General features: G+C 57.8%; 19 protein-coding genes. 6 read left to right on the top strand and 13 right to left on the bottom strand.

Features of this window, described 5'->3' with window-relative positions; genetic code table 11:
• The first annotated feature begins 480 nt into the window (after positions 1 to 480).
• Entirely contained in the window at positions 481 to 2,058 is a 1,578-nt protein-coding gene (locus ACTF5F_RS11045; RefSeq protein WP_438956925.1) for a gamma-glutamyltransferase family protein, read from the top strand.
• Here ACTF5F_RS11045 and hspQ read toward each other — a convergent pair whose 3' ends face one another.
• Positions 2,059 to 2,385, bottom strand: a complete 327-nt coding sequence (gene hspQ / locus ACTF5F_RS11040; protein WP_438956924.1) for a heat shock protein HspQ — start codon at positions 2,383 to 2,385, stop codon at positions 2,059 to 2,061. It lies immediately after the preceding gene.
• Between the two features lie 82 nt (positions 2,386 to 2,467).
• Between hspQ and ACTF5F_RS11035 the strand changes: the two genes are divergently transcribed.
• The gene (locus ACTF5F_RS11035) at positions 2,468 to 3,349 is read left to right on the top strand and encodes an AEC family transporter (protein WP_438956923.1); all 882 of its coding nucleotides are present in this window, start codon (positions 2,468 to 2,470) and stop codon (positions 3,347 to 3,349) included.
• Positions 3,350 to 3,425: 76 nt separating this feature from the next.
• Positions 3,426 to 4,010, top strand: coding sequence for a lytic transglycosylase (locus ACTF5F_RS11030; RefSeq protein WP_438956922.1), 585 nt, complete (start codon positions 3,426 to 3,428; stop codon positions 4,008 to 4,010).
• Between the two features lie 12 nt (positions 4,011 to 4,022).
• On the opposite strand, the gene ACTF5F_RS11025 is transcribed toward ACTF5F_RS11030, so the two are convergent.
• The gene (locus tag ACTF5F_RS11025) at positions 4,023 to 4,622 is read right to left on the bottom strand and encodes a LolA family protein (RefSeq protein ID WP_438956921.1); all 600 of its coding nucleotides are present in this window, start codon (positions 4,620 to 4,622) and stop codon (positions 4,023 to 4,025) included.
• A gap of 102 nt (positions 4,623 to 4,724) precedes the next feature.
• On the bottom strand, positions 4,725 to 5,945 hold the full coding sequence (locus tag ACTF5F_RS11020) for a urate hydroxylase PuuD (RefSeq protein WP_438956920.1): 1,221 nt from the start codon (positions 5,943 to 5,945) through the stop codon (positions 4,725 to 4,727).
• 67 nt (positions 5,946 to 6,012) lie between these two features.
• On the opposite strand from ACTF5F_RS11020, the gene puuE reads away from it, so the two are divergent.
• Both puuE and ACTF5F_RS11010 read left to right on the top strand, forming a co-directional pair.
• A complete protein-coding gene (gene puuE, locus ACTF5F_RS11015; RefSeq protein ID WP_438956919.1) occupies positions 6,013 to 7,422 on the top strand; it encodes an allantoinase PuuE in 1,410 nt (469 codons plus the stop codon).
• A complete protein-coding gene (locus ACTF5F_RS11010; RefSeq protein ID WP_438956918.1) occupies positions 7,419 to 7,904 on the top strand; it encodes an ureidoglycolate lyase in 486 nt (161 codons plus the stop codon). Before puuE ends, ACTF5F_RS11010 begins: the two co-directional genes overlap by 4 nt.
• On the opposite strand, the gene ACTF5F_RS11005 is transcribed toward ACTF5F_RS11010, so the two are convergent.
• The 5 genes from ACTF5F_RS11005 to ACTF5F_RS10985 all read right to left on the bottom strand — a co-directional run bounded on the left by ACTF5F_RS11005 (position 7,885) and on the right by ACTF5F_RS10985 (position 15,411).
• On the bottom strand, positions 7,885 to 8,868 hold the full coding sequence (locus tag ACTF5F_RS11005) for a type I glyceraldehyde-3-phosphate dehydrogenase (protein ID WP_438956917.1): 984 nt from the start codon (positions 8,866 to 8,868) through the stop codon (positions 7,885 to 7,887). The genes ACTF5F_RS11010 and ACTF5F_RS11005 overlap by 20 nt on opposite strands.
• Positions 8,865 to 9,689, bottom strand: coding sequence for a bifunctional allantoicase/(S)-ureidoglycine aminohydrolase (locus ACTF5F_RS11000; protein WP_438956916.1), 825 nt, complete (start codon positions 9,687 to 9,689; stop codon positions 8,865 to 8,867). The genes ACTF5F_RS11005 and ACTF5F_RS11000 overlap by 4 nt, the downstream gene beginning before the upstream one ends.
• 125 nt (positions 9,690 to 9,814) lie before the next feature.
• Positions 9,815 to 12,775, bottom strand: a complete 2,961-nt coding sequence (locus ACTF5F_RS10995; protein WP_438956915.1) for a DNA translocase FtsK — start codon at positions 12,773 to 12,775, stop codon at positions 9,815 to 9,817.
• Positions 12,776 to 12,786: 11 nt separating this feature from the next.
• Positions 12,787 to 13,965, bottom strand: coding sequence for an aminotransferase class I/II-fold pyridoxal phosphate-dependent enzyme (locus tag ACTF5F_RS10990; protein WP_438956914.1), 1,179 nt, complete (start codon positions 13,963 to 13,965; stop codon positions 12,787 to 12,789).
• A gap of 117 nt (positions 13,966 to 14,082) precedes the next feature.
• A complete protein-coding gene (locus tag ACTF5F_RS10985; RefSeq protein ID WP_438956980.1) occupies positions 14,083 to 15,411 on the bottom strand; it encodes an amidase in 1,329 nt (442 codons plus the stop codon).
• Between the two features lie 49 nt (positions 15,412 to 15,460).
• Between ACTF5F_RS10985 and ACTF5F_RS10980 the strand changes: the two genes are divergently transcribed.
• Complete coding sequence (locus ACTF5F_RS10980) at positions 15,461 to 16,714, top strand: UbiH/UbiF/VisC/COQ6 family ubiquinone biosynthesis hydroxylase (RefSeq protein WP_438956913.1); 1,254 nt, start codon at positions 15,461 to 15,463, stop codon at positions 16,712 to 16,714.
• Here the strand turns inward: ACTF5F_RS10980 and ACTF5F_RS10975 are convergent.
• The 5 genes from ACTF5F_RS10975 to ACTF5F_RS10955 form a co-directional block, all read right to left on the bottom strand.
• The gene (locus tag ACTF5F_RS10975) at positions 16,711 to 16,890 is read right to left on the bottom strand and encodes a Trm112 family protein (RefSeq protein WP_438956912.1); all 180 of its coding nucleotides are present in this window, start codon (positions 16,888 to 16,890) and stop codon (positions 16,711 to 16,713) included. The two genes, ACTF5F_RS10980 and ACTF5F_RS10975, sit on opposite strands and share 4 nt — an antisense overlap.
• Positions 16,887 to 17,528 carry an LON peptidase substrate-binding domain-containing protein gene (locus tag ACTF5F_RS10970; protein WP_438956911.1) on the bottom strand — a complete coding sequence of 214 codons (642 nt, stop codon included), beginning with the start codon at positions 17,526 to 17,528 and terminating at the stop codon, positions 16,887 to 16,889. Before ACTF5F_RS10970 ends, ACTF5F_RS10975 begins: the two co-directional genes overlap by 4 nt.
• A 26-nt stretch (positions 17,529 to 17,554) precedes the next feature.
• Positions 17,555 to 18,472 carry a tetratricopeptide repeat protein gene (locus ACTF5F_RS10965; RefSeq protein WP_438956910.1) on the bottom strand — a complete coding sequence of 306 codons (918 nt, stop codon included), beginning with the start codon at positions 18,470 to 18,472 and terminating at the stop codon, positions 17,555 to 17,557.
• A 942-nt stretch (positions 18,473 to 19,414) separates the two neighbouring features.
• Positions 19,415 to 20,203, bottom strand: a complete 789-nt coding sequence (xth, locus tag ACTF5F_RS10960) for an exodeoxyribonuclease III (RefSeq protein WP_438956909.1) — start codon at positions 20,201 to 20,203, stop codon at positions 19,415 to 19,417.
• Positions 20,204 to 20,213: 10 nt separating this feature from the next.
• Positions 20,214 to 21,191 carry an asparaginase gene (locus tag ACTF5F_RS10955; RefSeq protein ID WP_438956979.1) on the bottom strand — a complete coding sequence of 326 codons (978 nt, stop codon included), beginning with the start codon at positions 21,189 to 21,191 and terminating at the stop codon, positions 20,214 to 20,216.
• Between the last annotated feature and the right edge of the window lie 4 nt (positions 21,192 to 21,195).

The following is a 21,195-nucleotide window of genomic DNA, read 5'->3' as shown; positions in this document are numbered from 1 at the left end:
ATTCCGTGAAATTTTAAAGGGATTTTTCACGCCGCAGCGCAGCACATTCTCGCGCCCTTCGCGGCTGGTTCAGTTTAGGATGAAATGAAGGATTCTCCGGAGTATTTCCAAGATTCACGAAACAACCGGACAAAATTGGTAGCCCGTTTCCTATCACGTTTGCTCATCCTTGCCATGTTGAGCTGTGGTCTTGAGCGAAACTTAACCACAAGTAACTGAATACAAATTTTCAGTTATCCACAGCATCTAGCGGTCCGACACAAGCATTGCGTGTGACAAGGGACAGCCCCGAAACCACCACAATCGGGACACTCCCACGCCTCAGTCAAAAGCGAATTTATGTCTTGTAGCTGCATAGCTTCGCCCGACGGCGCGCATTTATAGCCTCCACCCAGTTAAGCATCGTCGGGACCAACTTACAGGCAATTGAACTTACGCAACGATGCCCTAGTCTCCTGGCAGAACACAAGGAATCAAAAAATGCGCGATTTTCATCTGCCCGGCCGATCCTCCGTAATATCGGCCAACGGCATGTGCGCCACATCCCATCCGCTTGCCGCCAAGGTTGCTGTCCAGATGCTAGAGGCTGGCGGCAATGCAATGGATGCTGCCATTGCGGGGGCTATCCTGCTGGGGCTTTGTGAGCCGCAGATGACGGGGATTGGTGGGGATTGCTTTGCGCTTTTCACCACGCCGGACGATGACAAGGTTCATGCGCTGAATGGGTCTGGCTTTGCGCCCGCCGCGATGGATGCGGCGGCATTGCGGGCGGCAGGTCACGAAACGGTTCCTGTTTATGATCCTGCGGCAGTAACGATCCCGGGTGCGATTGATGCGTTTTGTCATCTGTCGAAGAACTGGGGAAAATTGGGCCTGAAAGCGGTCCTTGCCCCATCCATTTATTATGCTGAAGCTGGAATCCCTGTTGCGGCTCGGGTCGCGCGGGATTGGGCGATGGATTACGAAAAGCTGCAAGGTGCAGCCAAGGACGCCTATCTTGTGAATGGTAAAGTCCCCCCTGTCGGCACGATGTTCCGTGCGCCAAAACAGGCGGAAGTTTTGCGCCGCGTGGCGGAGCATGGCCGCGCAGGGTTCTATGAGGGCGAAGTCGCCGAAGATATGGTCAACACACTGCGGGCAATGGGCGGCGGTCATACTTTGGACGACTTTGCTGCCACAGCGTGCGACGTGACCGAACCAATCCAATCAGATTATGGGGGCTTGGATCTCTTTGAGCATCCGCCGAACGGTCAAGGTGCGACTGCGGCGCTGATCCTCAACATTCTGAAGCACTTTGATCTGGCGTCGATGGACCCGACGGGTGCGGAGCGAGTTCACATCGAGGCGGAGGCGACAAAGCTCGCCTATGATGCGCGCAACCGCTGGATCGGGGATTATGACTACACGACCCGTCTGGACAAGATGCTGTCGGCAGAGACGGCTGCGCAATCCGCGGCGCTGATTGATCCGGGAAGGGTGCTGCCCGCCGGATTGCCGGGGGCTGAGCAAGTCCACAAAGACACGATCTATATCACCGTGGTGGACAAGGACCGGATGGCGGTGTCGCTCATCTATTCCATTTTCCACGGGTTTGGGTCGGGCATAGCGTCAGACAAGTTCGGTATCCTGTTCCAGAACCGAGGTGCGGGTTTCTGCCTTGAAGAAGGGCATCCGAATGAGGCGGGCGGCGGCAAGCGCCCGATGCACACGATTATTCCTGGTATTTTGCAGAAAGCGGGCAAGACGGTTGCGCCATTTGGCGTCATGGGGGGACAGTATCAATCCACAGGCCACGCACGGTTTATCAGCAACATCACGACCTACGGGATGGACGTCCAAGCAGCGCTTGATGCGCCCCGCGCCTTTGCCGAAGGCGATGTGCTGAATGTGGAGCGGGGATACAGCGACGATGTGCGCAGCGCGTTAAGCGACCTTGGCCACAACGTGCAGATCCCTGACACTGCCATCGGCGGCGCGCAGACGATCATGATCCAGGACAATGGCACGCTGGAAGGCGCATCCGATCCCCGCAAGGACGGTTGCGCGCTTGGCTACTGATCAGTTCAGTTGAACTTGAAGCGAATACTGGCCATCCACGAACGGGCCGAAAAGATCCGTCAGATCAGGGTGATCGACCGGTTGGCCGGAGTAGTCAGCCACGAGGTTTTGCTCAGATACGTAAGCCACGTAGTAGCTTTGATCATTTTCCGCCAACAGGTGATAGAACGGTTGGTCTTTTTCTGGTCGGCTATCCTCTGGAATAGCATCATACCAAGCGTCGGTGTTGGAGAAGATGGCATCAACATCAAACACCACGCCGCGGAACGGGTGTTTGCGGTGTCGGACAACTTGTCCCAAATGATACTTTGCGCGCGTTTTAAACATAATTTACTAGCCCCTTAGGACTCGTATTGCCGCGAACGGCGATTCAAGTCCATGCAAATGTGGCAAAATAAGGAAACAGACTGTGAACCTTGCTTTGACAGTTCTGAATATCACTGCGCCGGTTTTTATATTGGCAGCGGTTGGGTTTAGCTGGGTTAAGCTGGGGTTTGAGTATCGGGTTGAGTTTGTCACGCGGCTTGCGATGACGCTTTCAGTGCCCTGTCTGGTGTTTGTGGCGCTCATTCAGACGGAGATTGAGCCAGATGCATTGGCGACGCTGACGCTGGCGAGTGTTTTGGCCTATGTCGCTGTAACCGTTGTGTTTTTCTTGATCGTGCTGGTCATGCGGCTGGACCGTGCGACCTATCTTGCGCCGCTGATTTTTGGCAATACGGGGAACCTTGGCCTACCGCTCGCGCTGTTTGCGTTTGGGGAGGTTGGTTTGAGCTATGCGGTGATTGTCTTCGCAGTGATGGCGATCTTTAGCTTTACTTTTGGGGTCTGGCTGGTGTCGGGCGGCGGGTCTTTGGTTAAGGTCGTGAAGGAGCCATTGGTCGCAGCGACGATCCTAGGCGCGCTGTTCCTCTGGCAGGGGTGGCAGCCGCCGGAGTTCATTTTCAACTCGCTTGACCTTATCGGGCAGATGGCGATTCCGATGATGCTCATCACGTTGGGCGTGGCGATTGCGCGGTTGGAAATCCGCGCGGTGTGGCAGGCGATCTTTCTGTCCGTGCTCAAGGTGGTTGTCTGTGTGGCCTGCGCTGCGGGCGCGGCGGTTTGGATTGGCCTGGGACCTGTGGCGAGTGCAGTCTTGATCGTACAGGTGGCGACACCTGTGGCTGTCACATCCTATCTGCTGGCAGAGAAATACGGGGCTGATGCGCAGCCTGTGGCGGGGCTTGTTGTCGTCTCCACCCTAATTTCGGTGATCACATTACCGCTCACCCTTTCATTTGTGATCTAACAGGGCGCGGAAGACCGTTCCCAGACAGCGCTGAGCGCGCTATACTACCAAAAAAACAAATATAACTGAGAGGCAGATGAGCAGTATCTTTCGCGCTATAGCAATGCTGTTGATTTTGGGCAGCTGTGCAACCCGGTATGGCGATGCGCCCAGAAACTTGGACAACGCCTGTTCGATCGTAAACGAGCGGCCGAGTTATTTGCGTGCGTTCAAATCGACCCAGCGCAAGTGGGGCGTGCCGGTGCCTGTGCTGATGGCGATCATTTATCAGGAAAGCAAATTCATCTCTGACAACCGTCCGCCGCATCGCTACATTCTTGGCGTGATCCCTGCTGGGCGGCAATCGTCCGCTTTGGGGTACAGTCAGGCGCTTGATGGCACGTGGGCGGAGTATCAGCGCAAAGAAGGCGGACGCGGCGCACGGCGCACCGACATCCGCGATGCCACCGACTTTATGGGCTGGTACATGGCGCAGACGGTGGAAGAAACTGGCGTGGCCTTGAACGACACCCGCAACCAGTATTTGGCCTATCACGATGGGCGCACCGGATATTTGCGCGGAACGTGGAGGTCAAAAAGCTGGCTGGTGCGGATTGCGGGCGAAGTTGAAGCGCGCGCCGTGATGTATGGCGCGCAGCTTCGCAGATGTGGGAAGATTTAGGGCGTTACGCCACTATTTGTTCCAGTTCTCAATCTCGCTCAGAATGCTGAACTTGCGGTCGTTGATCCCAACGCCGGAGACCAGATCATTGAGGATCACTGTGGTTTGAGCGCCGATGTCATCGGTGATGATCCACTGGCGCAGCTCCACGGGGTTTGCTGTGAACACCAGTTGAATGTTGCCGTACTGCGGGTTGTCGGGATCTTGCGCGGTCACGGTCGTCGTCGTGCCGTCTGATGTCCGGTTCGTCACCATGCGGGCGCGGTTCAGGTCCACATTTTGCTCCAGAATGATCTTGAGCGGTGTCTGACTTAGCAGGTAGCGGTCAGGGCCGGTGTTAGAGCGGCCATCAAAGATCGCGACCGACCCGCCGCCTGCCATCACCAGGCTATTGTCGGGCAGGTTGTATTCGAATCGGATGCGCCCTGGGCGTTTGATGTAGATCTGGCCGGTCGACAGTGTGCCATCGCTGTTGATCTGGGTGAAGCCACCCTGCGCCGTTTGCAGGCGGTTGAGGTAGGCTGAAATCTCGCTCAATGACAGTTCTTGCGCGGCGGAAGGTGTGGCAACCGCGATTGCAGCTGCACCGCCAAGGAATGTCCGTCTCAGCATGTTGGTCCCTTTCAGCTTCTATTGCAGGCTTTGTGCCCGCATCAGATATGGGAGGACAACAGCAGATTGCCCAGTGATAGGCGATAACACGCGAATGTCAGTCTATTGCGCGGCGTTGAACCATGCGGCGAGGGTTGCGCGGTCCTCGTCAGAGAGGCGCGATTGCGATGGGGGCGGCATGGCGTGGCTGATGGCGGCTTGCAGGTAAATATCCTTGGCATGGCCTGCGATGTCGCTAGCGGTTTCAAGAAACACACCCTTGGGTGCCCATTGCATGTTGCCGTAGACAGGCTCCCGCGCATGGCACATCGCGCAGTTGCCCATGACTATCTGCTGCGCGACGTCAAACCCTTCGGCGCTGGCATAGCGGGTTTCATAGGGTGTGAGGGCTCGGGCCTCCGCCTCTTCGTATGTGTCGTGGCCGGGCACGGTGGAGAGCCACGCAATCACGATAAAAAGGATTGTGGTGACGGCCCATGTCCAGTGGGGATTGCCGCTGCGCGCGTGGAGCGAGTTGAAATAATGCCGGATCGTGACGCCCATAAGGAAGACGAGTGCTGCGATCAGCCATGAGTATTCCGTACCGAAGGCCAGCGGGTAATGGTTGGACAGCATCAGGAAAATGACCGGCAGCGTCAGATAGTTGTTGTGGGTTGAGCGCAGCTTCGCGATTTTACCGTACTTCGGGTCAGGTGTCCGGCCAGCTTTGAGGTCAGCCACAACGACGCGCTGGTTGGGCATGATGATCATAAAGACGTTGGCTGTCATGATCGTGGCAGTGAACGCGCCGAGGTGGAGCAATGCCGCACGGCCTGTGAAGACCTGATTATACCCCCAAGACATCGCCAGAATGATCCCGAAGAGGATGATCATCACCAGCGTTGGGTTGTCTTGCAGGGGCGATTTGCAAAGCGCGTCGTAAAGCACCCAGCCCACTGCAAGGGAAGCGGCGGAAATGGCGATGGCTTGCCAGATGGAGAGGTCGGCTTTGTTTGAATCGATGAGATACAGCTCCGCCCCCGACCAATAGACCACCGCGAGGAGCGCAAAGCCCGACAGCCACGTGCTGTAGCTTTCCCATTTGAACCACGTGAGGTGGGCAGGCATTTCAGTCGGAGCGACGAGGTATTTCTGGATATGATAGAAACCGCCACCGTGGACCTGCCATTCTTCGCCGTCTGCCGGCCCGTCGATGTTGCGGTTGAGGCCGAGATCGAGCATGATGAAGTAGAAGGATGATCCAATCCACGCAATCGCCGTAATGACGTGAACCCAGCGGACGGCGAAAGCCATCCAATCCCAGAGTATTGCTGCATCATACATGGCGGATTTCCTATTCCCCGGTCCAGATCACAGGCTATAAACGGTCCAGCAAAGATGGAAGCATGAAATGAACCGTTACCCGCGCGATATGATCGGATATGGGGCCAATCCGCCAGATGCCCAATGGCCCGGTGGGGCCAAGATCGCTGTTCAGATCGTCCTCAACTACGAGGAAGGTGGGGAGAACAACATCCTACACGGGGATGCGGCGTCTGAGGCGTTTTTGTCAGAGATTGTCGGTGCGGCAGCGTGGAACGGCCAGCGGCATTGGAACATGGAAAGCATCTATGAGTACGGCAGCCGCGCGGGGTTTTGGCGGCTCTATCGGTTACTCTCAGATGTACCGGTAACGGTCTATGGGGTAGCGACCGCCCTCGCCCGCTCCCCCGAGCAGGTCGCGGCGATGAAGCTGGCCCCGTGGGAGATTGCCAGCCACGGGTTGAAGTGGATCGAGTATAAGGACCACTCGGAAGCGGACGAATGCGCCGATATGGAAGAGGCTATCCGTTTGCACACCGAGGTTGTCGGTCAGCCGCCGCGCGGCTGGTACACGGGTCGTTGTTCGGTCAACACGGTGCGATTGGCGGCGGAGACGGGGCAGTTTGCCTATGTCGCGGACAGCTATGCCGATGATTTGCCCTATTGGATGGAGTTTGGGCGGCGGGATCAGTTGATCGTGCCCTACACGCTTGATTGCAACGACATGCGGTTTGCGACAGCGCAGGGATTCAACGCAGGCGATCAATTCTTTGATTATCTGAAGTCATCCTTCGATGCGCTTTACCGTGAGGGGCAAGAAGGCGCGCCAAAGATGATGTCGGTCGGGCTGCATTGTCGATTGATCGGGCGTCCGGGACGGATTGAGGCGCTGCGGCATTTCTTAGAATACGCGGGGGCGCATGAGGATGTCTGGTTCGCGACGCGGGCGGAGATTGCTGATCATTGGGCCAACGTGCATCCGCACAAGCACCGCAAGCGGCCGTCTGAGATGGATCAGAAGATGTTCGTTGAGATGTATGGCGGCATTTTTGAGCATACGGCTTGGGTGGCGGAGCGGGCGTTTGCGCTGGAACTGGGTCCGGCGCATGACACGGCAAAGGGTTTGCACAACGCAATGGCGCGGGCGTTTCGCTCCGGATCCGACAAGGAACGGATGGCGGTTTTGACGGCGCATCCTGATTTGGCCGGCAAGCTGGCGCAGGCGCGCCGGTTGACCAAGGAATCCACGTCCGAGCAAGCCTCCGCCGGTTTGGACGCGCTGACCGATGCAGAGCGGGAGACGTTTGAGAAGGCGAATGCCGCCTATACAAAGAAGTTCGGCTTCCCTTTTATCATTGCCGTGCGGGATCACGACAAAGCGTCGATCCTGAAACAGTTTGAGAACCGGTTGCACAATGACAAAGCGGCAGAGTTTGCGACAGCCTGCCGTCAAGTGGAGCGGATTGCGGAGTTTCGGCTGATGGATGTGTTGCCGTGATCCAAGCGGTGCCGATCACCGCGGAGGCCTTCGCACCTTTCGGGGATGTGCTCGATTGTTCAGGCGATCCTGACAAGATCATCAATCAAGGCAAATGCGGGCGCTATCACGACCGCGCGGTATTGGATTTTCAGGAGGGGCGCGCGGGCATCAGTCTGTTTCGGGCAGAGCCACGAGGCTTTCCTTACAAGCTGGACTTGCTGGAGCGGCATCCAGAGGGTAGCCAAGCCTTTGTGCCGATATCAGAGCATGGGTTTTTGGTGATTGTCGCGCCAGATGAGGGTGGCAAACCAGGAGCGCCGTTGGCTTTTGTCACGTCACCGGGTCAGGCGATCAATTTCTATCGCGGGACTTGGCATGGGGTATTGACGCCGCTCCATGCGCCAGGGCTTTTTGCCGTTATTGACCAGATTGGTGAGGGTGCAAATTTGGAAGAACACTGGCTGGAACAGCCCGTGACCATCAGCGCGCCGTCATCCTGAGCGCCATATCGATCATACGCGACGAAAAGCCCCATTCGTTATCATACCAACCGAAAATCCGCACATGACGCGGGGTGGTGACGATGGTTTCGGGCGTGGCCAAGATCAGCGATTCGGGCCGCGACCTGAGGTCGGTGGAAACTAACGGCAGGTCCGTGGTGCCGATCAGATTTCTGTCGGCGTTTACGAGGACGGCATTGAGCGCCTCTCTCGTCACATTGGTTTTGAGCGCGGCCGTCAGATCAAGAGCCGACACGCTTGCTGTTGGCACGCGCACCGCCGCACCCGTCAACCGCCCTTTGAGGTGAGGCAGCACGTCCAGCACCCGTTCGGTCGCGCTGGTGGTTGTGGGCACCATCGACATCGCGCCCGCGCGACTGCGGGCCATGTCGCCGCGCGGCGCGTCGATCATTGGTTGACTGCTGGTGTAGCAGTGGATCGTCGTCATATGTGCGACCTCAAGCCCGAAGGTATTATCCAGAAGCCGCACGAGTGGGGCCAAAGCGTTGGTGGTGCAGGAGGCGTTTGAGACAATCCGCGCATCGCCCATCGCGTCATCATTGGCTCCCATCACAACCGTCACATCGGCGGCATCGCTGGGGCCGGAGATCAAGACTTGTTTGGCCCCTGCAGTGAGCCCACGCTCTGCCACCTCGCGCGTTTTGGCATGGCCTGCGCATTCAAGGATCAGGCCGACCCCTGACAGATTAGTTTGGCTGAGGTCGGGATCGTTGGTAAACGCGATACGCGTGTTGCCAATCTGGATAGCATCATCGCTGGCTGTCACAGTTTCAGGAAACACACCAAACACACTGTCATGCGCAAAAAGATAGGCGCAGAGGTCGGCCTTCGCGATGTCGTTAATTAGGGCCACTTCAAGGCCCGTGTCCTTGCGCGTGGTCAGCAGCTGGCGCAGGACCGTCCGACCGATCCGCCCAAAGCCATTGATGGCGATACGTGTCATTTTCTAAGGTCCAACGGCATGTGACGATTGACGTCTTTGTAGAGAAGGTAGCGGAACGGTCCGTCACCTGTGGCGACACAAGCCTGTGGGCAGAACGCGCGGAGCCACATGTAATCCCCTGGTCCGACGCTGACCCAGTCTTGGTTGAGGCGGTAGTTGGCTGTGCCTTCCAGAACATAAAGCCCGTGTTCCATCACATGGGTTTCCATAAAGGGGATCAGGCCGCCCGGTTCGAATTTGACGATGTTGACGTGCATGTCATGGCGTAGGTCTTCAGGATCGACAAATCGGGAAGTGCACCATTTGCCATCCGCATCCGGCATTTCGATGATTGTGGCGTCGTCGTCATGGCTGATGAACGGCTCTGGCGCGTCGATTCCATCGACCGCTTGGTAGGCTTTGCGGATCCAATGGAAGGTCACGGACACGTCTGAGATGTTGCGAAATGTCCAATCGCTGCTTGCGGGGATGTAGACATAGCTGCCTGCGGTCAGGCTGTGTTTTTGGCCCATCAACGCAATCTCCGCCGCGCCAGCAACGACGAAAAGGACAGCTTGTGCGGTTTGATCATCATCAGGTCTGGTGCTGCCGCCGCCGGGGCCAACTTCGGTGATGTAGTGGCTGAAGGTCTCAGAAAACCCGCTCATCGGGCGGGCGATGACCCACGCGCGGGTGTTTTTCCAATGCGGCAGAAAGCTCGTCACGATATCGCGCATCGTGTCGGCGGGAAGGAAGGCGTAGGCAGGTGTGAATACCGCCCGTTCGTCCAAGGTTTTAGACTGGGGCGGCAGGCCGCCAGAGGGTGTCGCATAGCGTGTCATTGGGTGCAGTCCTTCATCACAGCATGATTAAGGGGGAAAGCAGTGCCAAGGTAAAGCCTTCAAAACAAAACCGGCCCACACCCACCGTGCGGGCCGGCCTTCTTAGCCGAACAAGCCTGTAGCTGCTACGGTTCGGGAACCAAAATCTCCCGCTTACCCACATGGTTGGCGGCGGAGACGAGGCCGGAGCCTTCCATCTGTTCCACCAGACGCGCGGCTTTGTTGTAGCCGATCGCCAGCTTGCGCTGGATGTAGGAGGTGGAGCATTTACGGTCTTTGATGACGATGGCGACTGCTTGATCGTAGAGCGCATCTTCGCCGTTGGTGTTGCCACCTAAGCCGAGCACGGCGTCGATGTCGCTTTCCTTTTCCTCATCTGGGCCATCGACGACGCCGGACATATATTCAGGCGGGCCGAAGGACTTGAGGTGGTTGACGATCTCTTCCACCTCTTCATCCGAACAGAACGGGCCGTGGACGCGAGTGATTTTGGAGCCACCGGCCATGTAGAGCATGTCACCCATGCCCAAAAGCTGTTCGGCACCCATTTCCCCAAGGATGGTGCGGCTGTCGATCTTGGACGTCACTTGGAAAGAAATCCGCGTTGGGAAGTTAGCCTTGATCGTGCCTGTGATGACGTCGACCGATGGACGCTGTGTGGCCATGATGAGGTGAATGCCAGAGGCCCGCGCCATCTGAGCGAGTCGCTGAATGCAGGCTTCGATTTCCTTGCCCGCGACCATCATAAGGTCGGCCATCTCGTCCACGACAACGACAATATAGGGGAGGAGTTCGGGCTTGAACTCTTCGGTTTCGAAAACTGGATCGCCGGTTTCATCGTCGAATCCGGTTTGGACGGTGCGGCTGAACATCTCTTTCTTGCTCAGAGCGTCTTTGACGCGGCCGTTGTAGCCATCGATGTTGCGGACGCCCATTTTGGACATTTTGCGATAGCGTTCTTCCATCTCGCCCACGACCCATTTCAGGGCGACGACCGCTTTTTTCGGATCGGTCACAACGGGGGAGAGGAGGTGCGGGATGCCGTCATAGACGCTGAGTTCCAGCATCTTCGGGTCGATCATGATCATCCGGCATTCTTCCGGTGTCAGCTTGTAAAGCAGCGACAGGATCATGGTGTTGATGGCCACCGATTTACCGGAGCCGGTGGTACCTGCGATCAGCAAGTGAGGCATCTTGGCAAGGTTAGCGATGATCGGCTCCCCGCCGATGTCTTTGCCCAGCGCCAGCGGCAGCTTTTGGTTGCTGTCGCCGTAGTCGCGGTGGCTAAGGATTTCGCGCAGCACAACTTTTTCGCGGTTCTCATTCGGCAGTTCGATCCCGATGACGGAGCGGCCGGGCACTGTCGAGACACGGGCAGACAGCGCGGACATGGACCTCGCGATGTCGTCGGCAAGGCCAATGACGCGGGATGCTTTGAGGCCCGGTGCGGGCTCAAGTTCATACATGGTGACAACTGGACCCGGACGGACTGAGACGATTTCGCCCTTCACGCCGTAATCATCCAGTACGCTTTCCAGCATCCGCGCATTTTCTTCGAGCGCTTCGTCAGACAGGTGGTGGCGCTGCACCTCTGTCGGGCTGGTCAGAAGGCTGAGCGGTGGATGCTCATAATCGGCGTATTTATCTTCGAATTGCAGCGATGGCTGCGCTTCGGCCTTTGCGCGTTTGGACGGTTGCGGCTTTTTGAGTGTTGGCTGGAACACGCGAGCGCTGGGTGTGGTACCACGGTTTTCGGTTTCAACGAGCGGTTCGGCGACAAACGGCGCTGCGTCTTCAACCTCCGTTTCGCGACGGCGGTAGACCGGCATGGTAGCATCCGCCATCGGCGTGTTTGGCAGATCGTCGATCACCGCTTCTGGCTCAACATCGAGGAGTTCCACCTCATCCATCGTGTCTTGTGCGGTGTTCAGCACCAGCGGTGTCGGGCCTTTGCCGTGGGTAAGTTTAGGCTCAATCCGAACAGATGACAGCGGCTGTTGCACGTTGGCGCCTGCGCGGCTGCGGATGACGTCGGAAATGCGGGCGCTGATGCGATCCTGCGATGGCGCTTCGGCGTCGGCGGTCATTTCTTGTTCGACCAGCTCATTCTGGATGGGCTGCTCATTGCGCTTCAGAAGCGAGGCGAGGAAGCCCAGTTGCGGCTCTTGCGGGGCGGGTTCGACCTGCGCTGGCTCTTCCGCATGGTCACGGGTCGCGCGAAGGACTGGCGGCATGTTGCGGCTATCCGTTGGCATGATCGGGTTGGCCCGGACAACGGCGGCGGCGCGCAGCTTAGCCTCTGCCCGTGGTTGGCCGACGGTAACATCTCGTGCGAAGGCTTCGGTCTGCGCCAAGGCTTCGCGGTTAGCGCGGCGTTCCGCGCGATGTTCGGAGACTTTGTACCCGACGCCTTTAGCAACGCGGCCGGTGAGAGCGGCGCTTTTGCCGATGAGACGCATGACGCCGGCATAGAGCAACACCGTGCCAAGGAAGATGAAGCGGCCACCTATTTTGAGTTCTGGGCGGGTGAAGCCGACAGCGAAGGCCATGACGCCAACGGTCAGAATACCCAAAAGGACGGAGAGGACTTTGACCGACAAGATCGTGCCAAAGGGGATGACGGTCAGCAGAACGCCAAGCCCAGTGTCCCCAAAGAGACCGCCAAGGCCGAAGTTGCTGGGCCAGTCGCCAACGGGTGTCAGGGTTGCGGCATAAAGCGACGCGAGAAAGAGCGCGAAAGGCGCATAGATCATGCGGCCAAAAGCGCGGTCTTCGCCCCAATGGCCCATAAAGCGCAGACCCCATGCAATGAGGACAATCGGCACGACCCAGAAGCCTTTGCCAAGGATCATCATCAGCGGCGCGGCCGTTGCAGCGCCGTAGCGGCCAAGAAGGTTCTGGATTGGTGCGTCCGTGGCTGACATCCAGCTTGGGTCGGTCAGAGCGTAGGACCAAATCATCGCCGCGACCAACGCGCCCGCGCTGAACAGTGCAAAGCCCAAAAGCTCCTTACTGCGCCGTTCGACAGCGGCTTGTGTTGTGCTGTCCAGCAGGGGGTCACGTCGACGGGTGGAATAAGACGCCATAATTACAATCCTCAACCGTAAAGGCAGCTTTTGAGCTTGATCAGCCCTTGCCGCACATCTTCTTTTGGGGCGACCAAGGCCACCCGAATATATGATTTACCGGGGTTATAAGCCCCCTCACCGTGGCTCAAATACGCGCCGGGCAGGACCCGAACGCCTGTTTCTGACCAGAGTTTCAAGGCTGCGGTTTCGCCGTCTTTGACGGGCAACCACAAAAAGAAGCCTGCCACGGGGGACATGTATCCGGGCAGATCGCCCAAAACCTCATCCGCGACGGCGTATTTCTCCTGATAGAGCGCGCGGCTTTCCGCGACGTGTGTGTCATCCGCCCAAACTTTGGCTGCGACCGCTTGAAATGGGCCTGGCAGTGGTGCGCCTGCATAGGCGCGCAAGGACCGGATGCGTGCGATCGGCTCTGGCCCCGCGACGCAGAAGCCAGAGCGCATACCCGCAAGGTTGGAGCGTTTGCTGAGGGAATGGAACACAATGAGGCGTTCGGGGTTAAGACCCACCTCCTCCGCGACTTCCAACGCGCCAATAGGCGGCGTGTCGCGGTAGACCTCGGAGTAGCATTCGTCCGCAAACACCACAAAATCGTGCTTGACGGCCAATTCGAACAGATTTTTCCAATAGTCGTGGTCCGCAACGGCTCCTTGGGGGTTCGCAGGGGAGCAGATGTAGACCACCGCTGTTTGATCGAGCGTTTTTCCGTCCAAGCCCGCAAAATCGGGCAGATGCCCGGTTTCTTTGGTGGCAGGAACATAAACAGGCGTCGCAGCCACGGACAAAGCGGCGACGGCGTAGACTTGGTAGAACGGGTTTGGGACCAACACGTTCGGCTTCGCACCGCCCTTGGTTTCAGGGCAGATCGCCATGAGCGCGTTATAAAGCCCCTCGCGTGTGCCATTGAGCGCCATGATCCGGTCGGTCGGGATGGTCACGCCGTAACGGCGGTTGAGGAAGCCCGCCATCGCCTCCAAGAGTTCAGGAATACCGTTGTTGTTGGGGTATTTGTTCAGGTCCGGGAGGGCATCCATCACCGTGTCAGTGACAAATTTCGGAAAGGCATGCTGAGGCTCACCGATGGTCATGTTAATGACATCGCCACCCGGAGGTACGGAATCCAACAAGCCCCTCAGGCGGGGCCACGTTGCAACCGGAAGGTTTGCAAACCGCTCAGGAAAGTTCATCTCTGCCTCAGTATGCGCAGTCTTTGCCGCGCTTTTTTTGCAGAGTAGCCCGCGCTGCGGCGGGCTGTCCAGAATTCAAGCGGTAGAATTCGGGGTTGGAGGGGCCGCCTGTGGCATTTAGGCCAATGCCCGCTCTGCCGCTGTGGCGAGGCGGAGCAGTTTTTCCTCTTTTCCTGACTGACCGTTGAACATGATGCCACAAGACGGGGTGCCAGTTGGCAGGCTCATGGAAGGCACATCCATCAAGTTCGCGACCCGTGTGTTGCGCAGGGCCAAAAGGTTCGATTCTAGGTAATAGGCCGAATCTTCAAGCAGTCTTGCGACATTGGGCGGCATGATCGGGCAGGATGGGAGGATCAACGCGTCGTATTGCGCGGTTTGGGCGCGGTAGATTTCGCGGACGTCGTGAAGCTTGCGCCAGCTGTTCAGATAGTCGGCGGCGGCCACATCTGCGCCAACTTTGATCCGGTCGTAGATTTGCGAAAACATCTTGGTCGGGTCTTTTTCGATGCGGTCGCGCCACCACGACCAGCTGTCAGCGGTGTAAAGCGGGCCTGCGACGGCGAAAGCGTCCAGCATCTGAGGCATGTCGATCTGGTGGATCGTGGCACCAGCGACGGTCAGTTTATCTACCGCCGCCTCGAACGCGGCTTTTGGGCTGTCCTGAAGATCGTCCATCCCAATGGTGTTGAGCACGGCGAGATTGGTGCCTGACAGGGATGCCCCACGCAAGTCAGCGGCCCCTGCCCCTTCCATAATACTCATCAGAAGCGCGGTGTCTTCGACGCTGCGGCAGAGCGGCCCAATGGAATCGAAGCTTTCGCAGAGCGGAACAACGTTTTTGGTCGAAAGGCGCCCGACGGTGGTTTTGAGGCCGGTGAGGTCGTTCCACGCAGATGGGATACGAACAGAACCGCCGGTGTCAGAACCAATGCCAGCGGCGGCAAGGCCGAAAGCGACAGAGGCGGCAGCACCAGAGGAGGAGCCACCGGGCGCGACGTCAGGATCATGCACATTGGGCGATGTGGCCGTGATCGGGTTCACGCCGAGGCCGGAGAAGGCAATCTCCGACAGATGGGTTTTGCCAAGGCAGACAAGACCCGCAGCGGTTGCCAGTTTCAACACCGCTGCGTCTTCGGTCGGTGTCCTGCCATTCATCAGGGCTGTGCCTGCTTCTGTCGCGACGTCTTTGCTGTCAATCAGGTCTTTCCAAGAGATCGGCACGCCGTCCAAGGGGCTGAGCCGCTGGCCCATCTTGGCCCGTTTCGAGGCTGCGGCGGCCTCTGACCGCGCGCGGTTTGGGGTGACACGGGCATAGATGCGGACGCTTTCGGGGTGGGTTTCGATGGCGGTCAGATACACCTCTGTCAGCTCAACAGGGTCAATCTGACCTGCAGCAATTCCACTGCCCAAGTCCGCAGCGGTCATCCAGCGCCAATCTTCCATCATGTCCCCTTTCCTGCCAATGGGTCGCAACCTAGCGGCAGCACACCGCATGGACAATCCATGCGCGCTTGGATTAGGTCGGGGCATGGATCAATGCGCAGATATTACGATTGTCGGGGGTGGGCTGAACGGCCCGATCTTGGCTTTGGCCTGTGCGCGGTCTGGGATGCAGGTTGCGCTCATTGACAGTGCGACCGTTGCAACACGCGAGAAACCTGATTTCGATGGCCGCAGCTATGCTTTGGCGCTGAGTTCGCAGCGGATGTTGCGGGCGCTTGGCTTGTGGTCGGCGGTTGAGGCGGACGCCCAGCCGATGGTGGAGATCAAGGTCACGGATGGTCGTGCTGGCGAAGGGCCAAGCCCATGGATTATGCATTTCGACCATGCGGAGCTTGGCGAAGGGCCGATGGGCTTTCTGGTTGAGGATCGCCACCTGCGCCGTGCCATGCTGGATGCGGTCGCGACAAGCGAGTTGATTGAGCATATTGCGGGGGAAACCGTGGTGGCGCAGACGGCGGAACCCGCTTCCGTCACTGTGGAAACCGACACATGCCGCATCGTGCGGTCTGCGGTCCTGGTTGGGGCCGATGGACGCCAAAGCGGAACAGCCGAACGCGCAGGCATCAAGCGCACGGTTTGGAACTATGACCAATTGGCGCTGGTCTGTGCTGTGGCACATGAAAAGCCCCACAACGGGATTGCGCATCAATTCTTTATGCCGGGCGGACCACTGGCGATTTTGCCGCTGACCCAAAACCGCAGCGCGATTGTGTGGAGCGAAGCCAAGGCGAAAGCCGAGCAGATGCGCGAGATGTCAGATGCGGATTTTCTGGAAGCGTTGAAACCTGCGTTTGGCAGTTTCTTGGGGGATTTGACCCTTTACGGGAAACGTTTCTCCTACCCGTTGAACCTCAGCATCGCCAACGCATTGGTCGCGAATCGTGTGACGTTGGTGGGCGATGCGGCGCATGGAATACACCCAATTGCGGGGCAAGGCCTAAACGCTGGGTTCAGGGATGTGGCCGCCTTGGCGGATGTGCTGACGGAGGCGAGGCAGCGGGGCGAAGATATTGGCAATCCCCTGGTTTTGGAAAACTACCGCCGCTGGCGCCAGTTTGACACGGCGAAGCTAGCAATGGCGACAGACGGATTTAACCGCCTGTTTTCTAATGACAATCCCCTGCTCCGATTGGGACGTGACATCGGGATGGGCGTGATCAATGCGACACCAAGCCTGCGGCGCGGGTTCATGCGGGAAGCGGCAGGATTGAACGGCGACCTACCATCGCTGATGGCGGGTTAGTCGAGCGCGCGTGCCTCATCGACGAGCATTACAGGAATGCCATCGCGCACGGGGAAAGCCAGCATCGCGGGCTTTGAGATCAATTCTTGATTTTCAGGATCAAAGTCGAGGCCAGCATGGGTGAGCGGGCAGACCAACGCCTCTAGCATTTTGGGATCAAATTCTGTGTCGCTCATTGCATAACCTCATCCGCGGACCCGCCACGCATCGCAAATTCGATGAGGGTCATCAAGGTCTCACGGCGGGTGGTCAGCGACGGTGCTTCGAGCAGGGCTTGCTTATCTTCCGGCTCAAACGGGCAGAGGATGGAAATGTAGTTGATGAGCATTTCGTCGTCTGCTTCACTAAGAGACTCCCAATCTGTTTTCAGACCTTGATCGTCGAAGTACCGCTGCAACGCTTTCAGGAATGCAGGACGATTGAAGCTGGGGTCGGTTTCGGTTTTGCCAAGATCACGGCCAAATCCCGCCCAGTTCACTGTGCACCGGCGGTACGGCGTGAAGCCCCCAACCTCTTCCAGAATGCGGAAGCGGGACATGCCGGACAGGTTGATCATGTAGCGCCCATCTTCGGTTTCAGATAAGGCGGTAATGCGACCGGCGCAGCCGATGGTTTGCAGCGACTCCTTACCTGACGGGCTTTCGAACGGTTGCACCATACCGATCAGGCGTTGAGGTGTTTTCAACGCGTCATCAATCATCGCCAAATACCGCGGCTCAAAGATGTGCAGCGGCAGTTTGGCACGTGGCAACAAAAGCGCCCCGGAAAGGGGGAAAACCGCGATTGTGTCTGGAAGGTCCCTGGCTTGGCTCATGGACCTAAGGTAGTGCAACAACTTGCCTAGGCAAATATCATCGATGACAGTTTGCGGCGACCGTTCAAAACGACGGGATCGGTGGGTTCGAGCGCGTCGAAGAGCTTGAAAAGCTGGGCTTTTGCAGCGCCCTCCTGCCATTCGCGGTCGCGGCGGAACAGTTCAAGCAGGTGATCAACCGCCTCAGCCGCTTTGCCGTTGGCATGAAGTGCTGTTGCGAGTTCAAGGCGGGTGGCGTGATCGTCAGGGTTGGCGTCGATCTTTGCCATCAGGTCCGCCACTGGCCTTGCGTCTGCCGCTTCTCTGGCAAGCGCGATCTGCGCGGCGACCGCTTCAAGCGCTGGATCGGCAGAGATTTCGGCGGGCGCACCGTTCAAGATCGCTTCGGCTTGATCAGTGTCGCCCAGCGCAAGGTAGGATTTGACAAGGCCCGCGTAGGCGGCGGGGTTTTCGGGCAGTTCTTGCAGGATCGCGGCAAAGGTTTCGGCGGCATCGGCGGCCGCCCCTTCGGCGAGCATCGCCTCTGCCGCTTCAATCGCATCGTTCAACCCGCCGTCGGGGGCACCACCGCCGAGGGCTGCAACCTTCTCGACAAATCCGTCGATTTCAGAGGGTGGGATCGCGCCTTGGAAGCCATCAACCGGCTGGCCCTTCCAGAAGGCGTAGACCGTCGGGATCGACTGCACGCGCAACTGGCCCGCGAAGGCGGGGTTGGCGTCGACGTCGATTTTGACGAGCTTCACGGCACCACCTGCTTTGGTGACGGAAGCCTCGATTGCAGGGCCGAGCGTTTTACAGGGGCCGCACCATGTTGCCCAGAAATCTACGATGACCGGGGTCGTTTGCGACGCCTCGATCACGTTTTGCATAAAGGTGTCATCGGTCCCGTCGATGATCAGATCACCGGCTGGGGCGGCTGTTGGGGTTCCACCAAATTCAATCATGGCGCGCTCCTACGAATTGGTCTTGGGGCTTATATGTGCGCAGGGGGCGGAATGTCCAAGGGGGATTTGGTTCTGTCATTGTTTGACTGGACTCTCGATGCTCGACCTAGCTCATAAGCTCTAACGTGCCACTCCGCATCTTGCGTGCGAATAATCTAGCACAGCCAACCATTCCTATGCTCTTGATCTGTGAAAAACTTGATATGATCTACCGCCAATGAAAGCATATCAACCACATTTAGAATGAGCCCTACATCCTGAAACTCATTTGTCTATGCCACAAACCTCAATGGTTTGATGATAGGACCGCTTTGACTGCTCGTGCCAAACGAATTGATGTGACCGGATACTGAGTTTTTGAACGTTTTGCCAGGGTGTTCTGTTAGCGTATTTCGAACAAGTTGCACACCAATAAAGATTGGCCTTAATCGTTCCACGACTCTTGTTTCAAGTAGCTACCACCAGCGATTTGCACCAGAATGAAAAGCTTCAGCCGTCGAACTTAGCTGGATCCCTAGTTCTTCAAGCTCTGGCGGTATGGAGACTGATGGATTGCGAGAACCAGGCACAAACGCTGAAAGACTTACAAGGTGTTTCACCTCGACCAGCTTTCCATCCGCCGAAGGCTCTAGTCTGAAAACCTCTACTTCCTTGTCGTCTATACGTTAGACAAATGCCCCCCGTTCTGGATCGTATCTTGGCATGGCATAAAAGATCGACTCTTTCGCTTGAGTTCTCCCATTTATTTCCATGCACTCCGCAAACTGCGACTTCAGAGCGCGAAGTCTAACAATCGCTTCAGTTAAGTCTGGTTTGTTGGCCGTCTGAACACTCTGTAAAGACCCCAAAGAACCCATTGTAGTGTCGAACTGTCTCAATAATTTGTTAATCATTGGAGTCCCTGTGGGGTTTTCTTTTAGGGCTTTTCCGCATCATCAGCGACTACAAATCAAACGTCGCAAACACCGGCGCATGGTCGCTCGGTTTCTCCCACCCACGAGCATCCCGCAACACACGGCTCCCATGCGCCGCGCCTGCGATATCCGGCGTAGCCCAGACGTGGTCTAAGCGGCGGCCTTTGTCGGCAGCGTCCCAGTCACGGGCGCGATAGGACCACCAGCTGTAGAGTTTACCATAGGGAATGTCGGTGCGGGTGACGTCGACCCAGCGGCCTACGTCTTGGACTTCGGCGAGGGCTTCGACCTCCACCGGTGTATGGCTGACGACCTTCAGCAGCTTCTTGTGATCCCAGACGTCATCCTCCCGCGGGGCGATGTTCAAATCACCGACGAGGATGGATTTCTGCGGCGCGTTTTTGTGAAAGGCGTCGCGCATGTCATTGAGGTAATCGAGCTTTTGACCGAACTTCTCATTCACCTCGCGGTCTGCCACGTCCCCACCTGCAGGCACATAGAAGTTGTGGACGGTGACGCCATTCTCCAACGTGCCCGCAATGTGGCGGGCGTGGCCCAGGTTTGCGTAGTCCTCTGCCCCTGCCTCCACCATCGGGATCTTGGAGAAGATCGCAACGCCGTTGTACCCCTTCTGCCCGCGCGCGACCATGTGGGTGTAGCCCAGCGCTTGGAACTGCTCTTGCGGGATCTTCTCCACCGGGCTTTTGCATTCTTGCAGACAGAGGACGTCAGGCGCTTCGTCCCGCATCAATTGCGCGACGATGTCTTCGCGTAGACGGACGGAGTTGATGTTCCAAGTGGCGAGCGTAAAGGCCATGAGTGTTTCCTTAGCGGAGGGCAGCGGTGGGGCAGATGAACCCTGCCTCCAACCCGCGCCAATTGGTGATTTTGGGGATCATGCGTTTGATTGTGGCGGGGTGGTTTGGGTCGAGCACGCCTAGTTTGACGAGGATCGCGGCAATCACCGCCTCGCTCGCACGGTACGCGCCATCAGTGATCTTGAGCGCCACGGAAAGGCGTTTTTCAGGGATGATGGCACTGAAAACAGCCTCCGCCCCTGTTTTGAGAGCCACTTTGCCATCGGCGGCACGCATGAGTTCAGTGCAGGCCCGCCCCTCCCCCGCGACAAGGTCGGGATGTTGGGTCACGGCCGTGACAAGCTGCTGCGCGGCGACAGAGCGAATGTCTGAGCGGTCTTGCGCAGTGGCAAAGAATGCAAGGCTGCGGGCGAAACCGTGAACGGTGCAGGCGTGGTTGGGGGCGGAGCATCCATCGATGCCAAAGGCAGGGCTGGTTTCGCCGGTCAGTTCCTCAAACGCAGCTTTGTTGGCCTGTTGGACTGGGTGATCGATGAGTTCATAGTTCGGCCCGCCGCGCAAGTGTTTGTTGAGCGTCAGAAAGCCCGTGTGCTTGCCAGAGCAGTTGTTGTGGATTTGGCAGGGACTTTGATCGGTCTTGATCAGCGCCTCACGCGCAGCTTTGTCGCCAGGGGGTTGTGGGCCGCAGCGCAGGTCATCGTCGGTCAGATCGAGGTCTTTGAGCCATCGGGCCACGCGGTCGGTGTGAATCGCGGCGGCGTTGTGGGAAGCGCAGGCGAGCGCCAAATGCTCAGACGTCAGACCAAAAGCATCAGCTGCACCGCTTTCAATCAGCGGCAGCGCTTGGATCATTTTGCACGACGAGCGGGGATAGATGATGGCGTCAGGGTCGCCCCACGCCTCCACAATCTCGCCCGCTGCGTCACAGATGACAGCGTGGCCTTGGTGCACGGACTCCAAAAAGTTGCCGCGCCACACCTCTACCATATCC

This window comes from Cognatiyoonia sp. (assembly GCF_965661665.1).
Classification (GTDB): Bacteria; Pseudomonadota; Alphaproteobacteria; order Rhodobacterales; family Rhodobacteraceae; genus Cognatiyoonia.
The sequence above is the reverse complement of the archived record's forward strand: the minus strand, read 5'-3'. Positions and strand labels throughout refer to the sequence as shown.

Coding starts and splice junctions, on each gene's coding strand:
- ACTF5F_RS11045 (WP_438956925.1), top strand. CDS start 481: ATGCGCGATTTTCATCTGCCCGGCCGATCCTCCGTAATATCGGCCAAC.
- hspQ (WP_438956924.1), bottom strand. CDS start 2,385: ATGTTTAAAACGCGCGCAAAGTATCATTTGGGACAAGTTGTCCGACAC.
- ACTF5F_RS11030 (WP_438956922.1), top strand. CDS start 3,426: ATGAGCAGTATCTTTCGCGCTATAGCAATGCTGTTGATTTTGGGCAGC.
- ACTF5F_RS11025 (WP_438956921.1), bottom strand. CDS start 4,622: ATGCTGAGACGGACATTCCTTGGCGGTGCAGCTGCAATCGCGGTTGCC.
- ACTF5F_RS11020 (WP_438956920.1), bottom strand. CDS start 5,945: ATGTATGATGCAGCAATACTCTGGGATTGGATGGCTTTCGCCGTCCGC.
- puuE (WP_438956919.1), top strand. CDS start 6,013: ATGAACCGTTACCCGCGCGATATGATCGGATATGGGGCCAATCCGCCA.
- ACTF5F_RS11005 (WP_438956917.1), bottom strand. CDS start 8,868: ATGACACGTATCGCCATCAATGGCTTTGGGCGGATCGGTCGGACGGTC.
- ACTF5F_RS11000 (WP_438956916.1), bottom strand. CDS start 9,689: ATGACACGCTATGCGACACCCTCTGGCGGCCTGCCGCCCCAGTCTAAA.
- ACTF5F_RS10995 (WP_438956915.1), bottom strand. CDS start 12,775: ATGGCGTCTTATTCCACCCGTCGACGTGACCCCCTGCTGGACAGCACA.
- ACTF5F_RS10990 (WP_438956914.1), bottom strand. CDS start 13,965: ATGAACTTTCCTGAGCGGTTTGCAAACCTTCCGGTTGCAACGTGGCCC.
- ACTF5F_RS10985 (WP_438956980.1), bottom strand. CDS start 15,411: ATGGAAGATTGGCGCTGGATGACCGCTGCGGACTTGGGCAGTGGAATT.
- ACTF5F_RS10980 (WP_438956913.1), top strand. CDS start 15,461: ATGGACAATCCATGCGCGCTTGGATTAGGTCGGGGCATGGATCAATGC.
- ACTF5F_RS10975 (WP_438956912.1), bottom strand. CDS start 16,890: ATGAGCGACACAGAATTTGATCCCAAAATGCTAGAGGCGTTGGTCTGC.
- ACTF5F_RS10970 (WP_438956911.1), bottom strand. CDS start 17,528: ATGAGCCAAGCCAGGGACCTTCCAGACACAATCGCGGTTTTCCCCCTT.
- ACTF5F_RS10965 (WP_438956910.1), bottom strand. CDS start 18,472: ATGATTGAATTTGGTGGAACCCCAACAGCCGCCCCAGCCGGTGATCTG.
- xth (WP_438956909.1), bottom strand. CDS start 20,203: ATGGCCTTTACGCTCGCCACTTGGAACATCAACTCCGTCCGTCTACGC.
- ACTF5F_RS10955 (WP_438956979.1), bottom strand. CDS start 21,191: ATGGTAGAGGTGTGGCGCGGCAACTTTTTGGAGTCCGTGCACCAAGGC.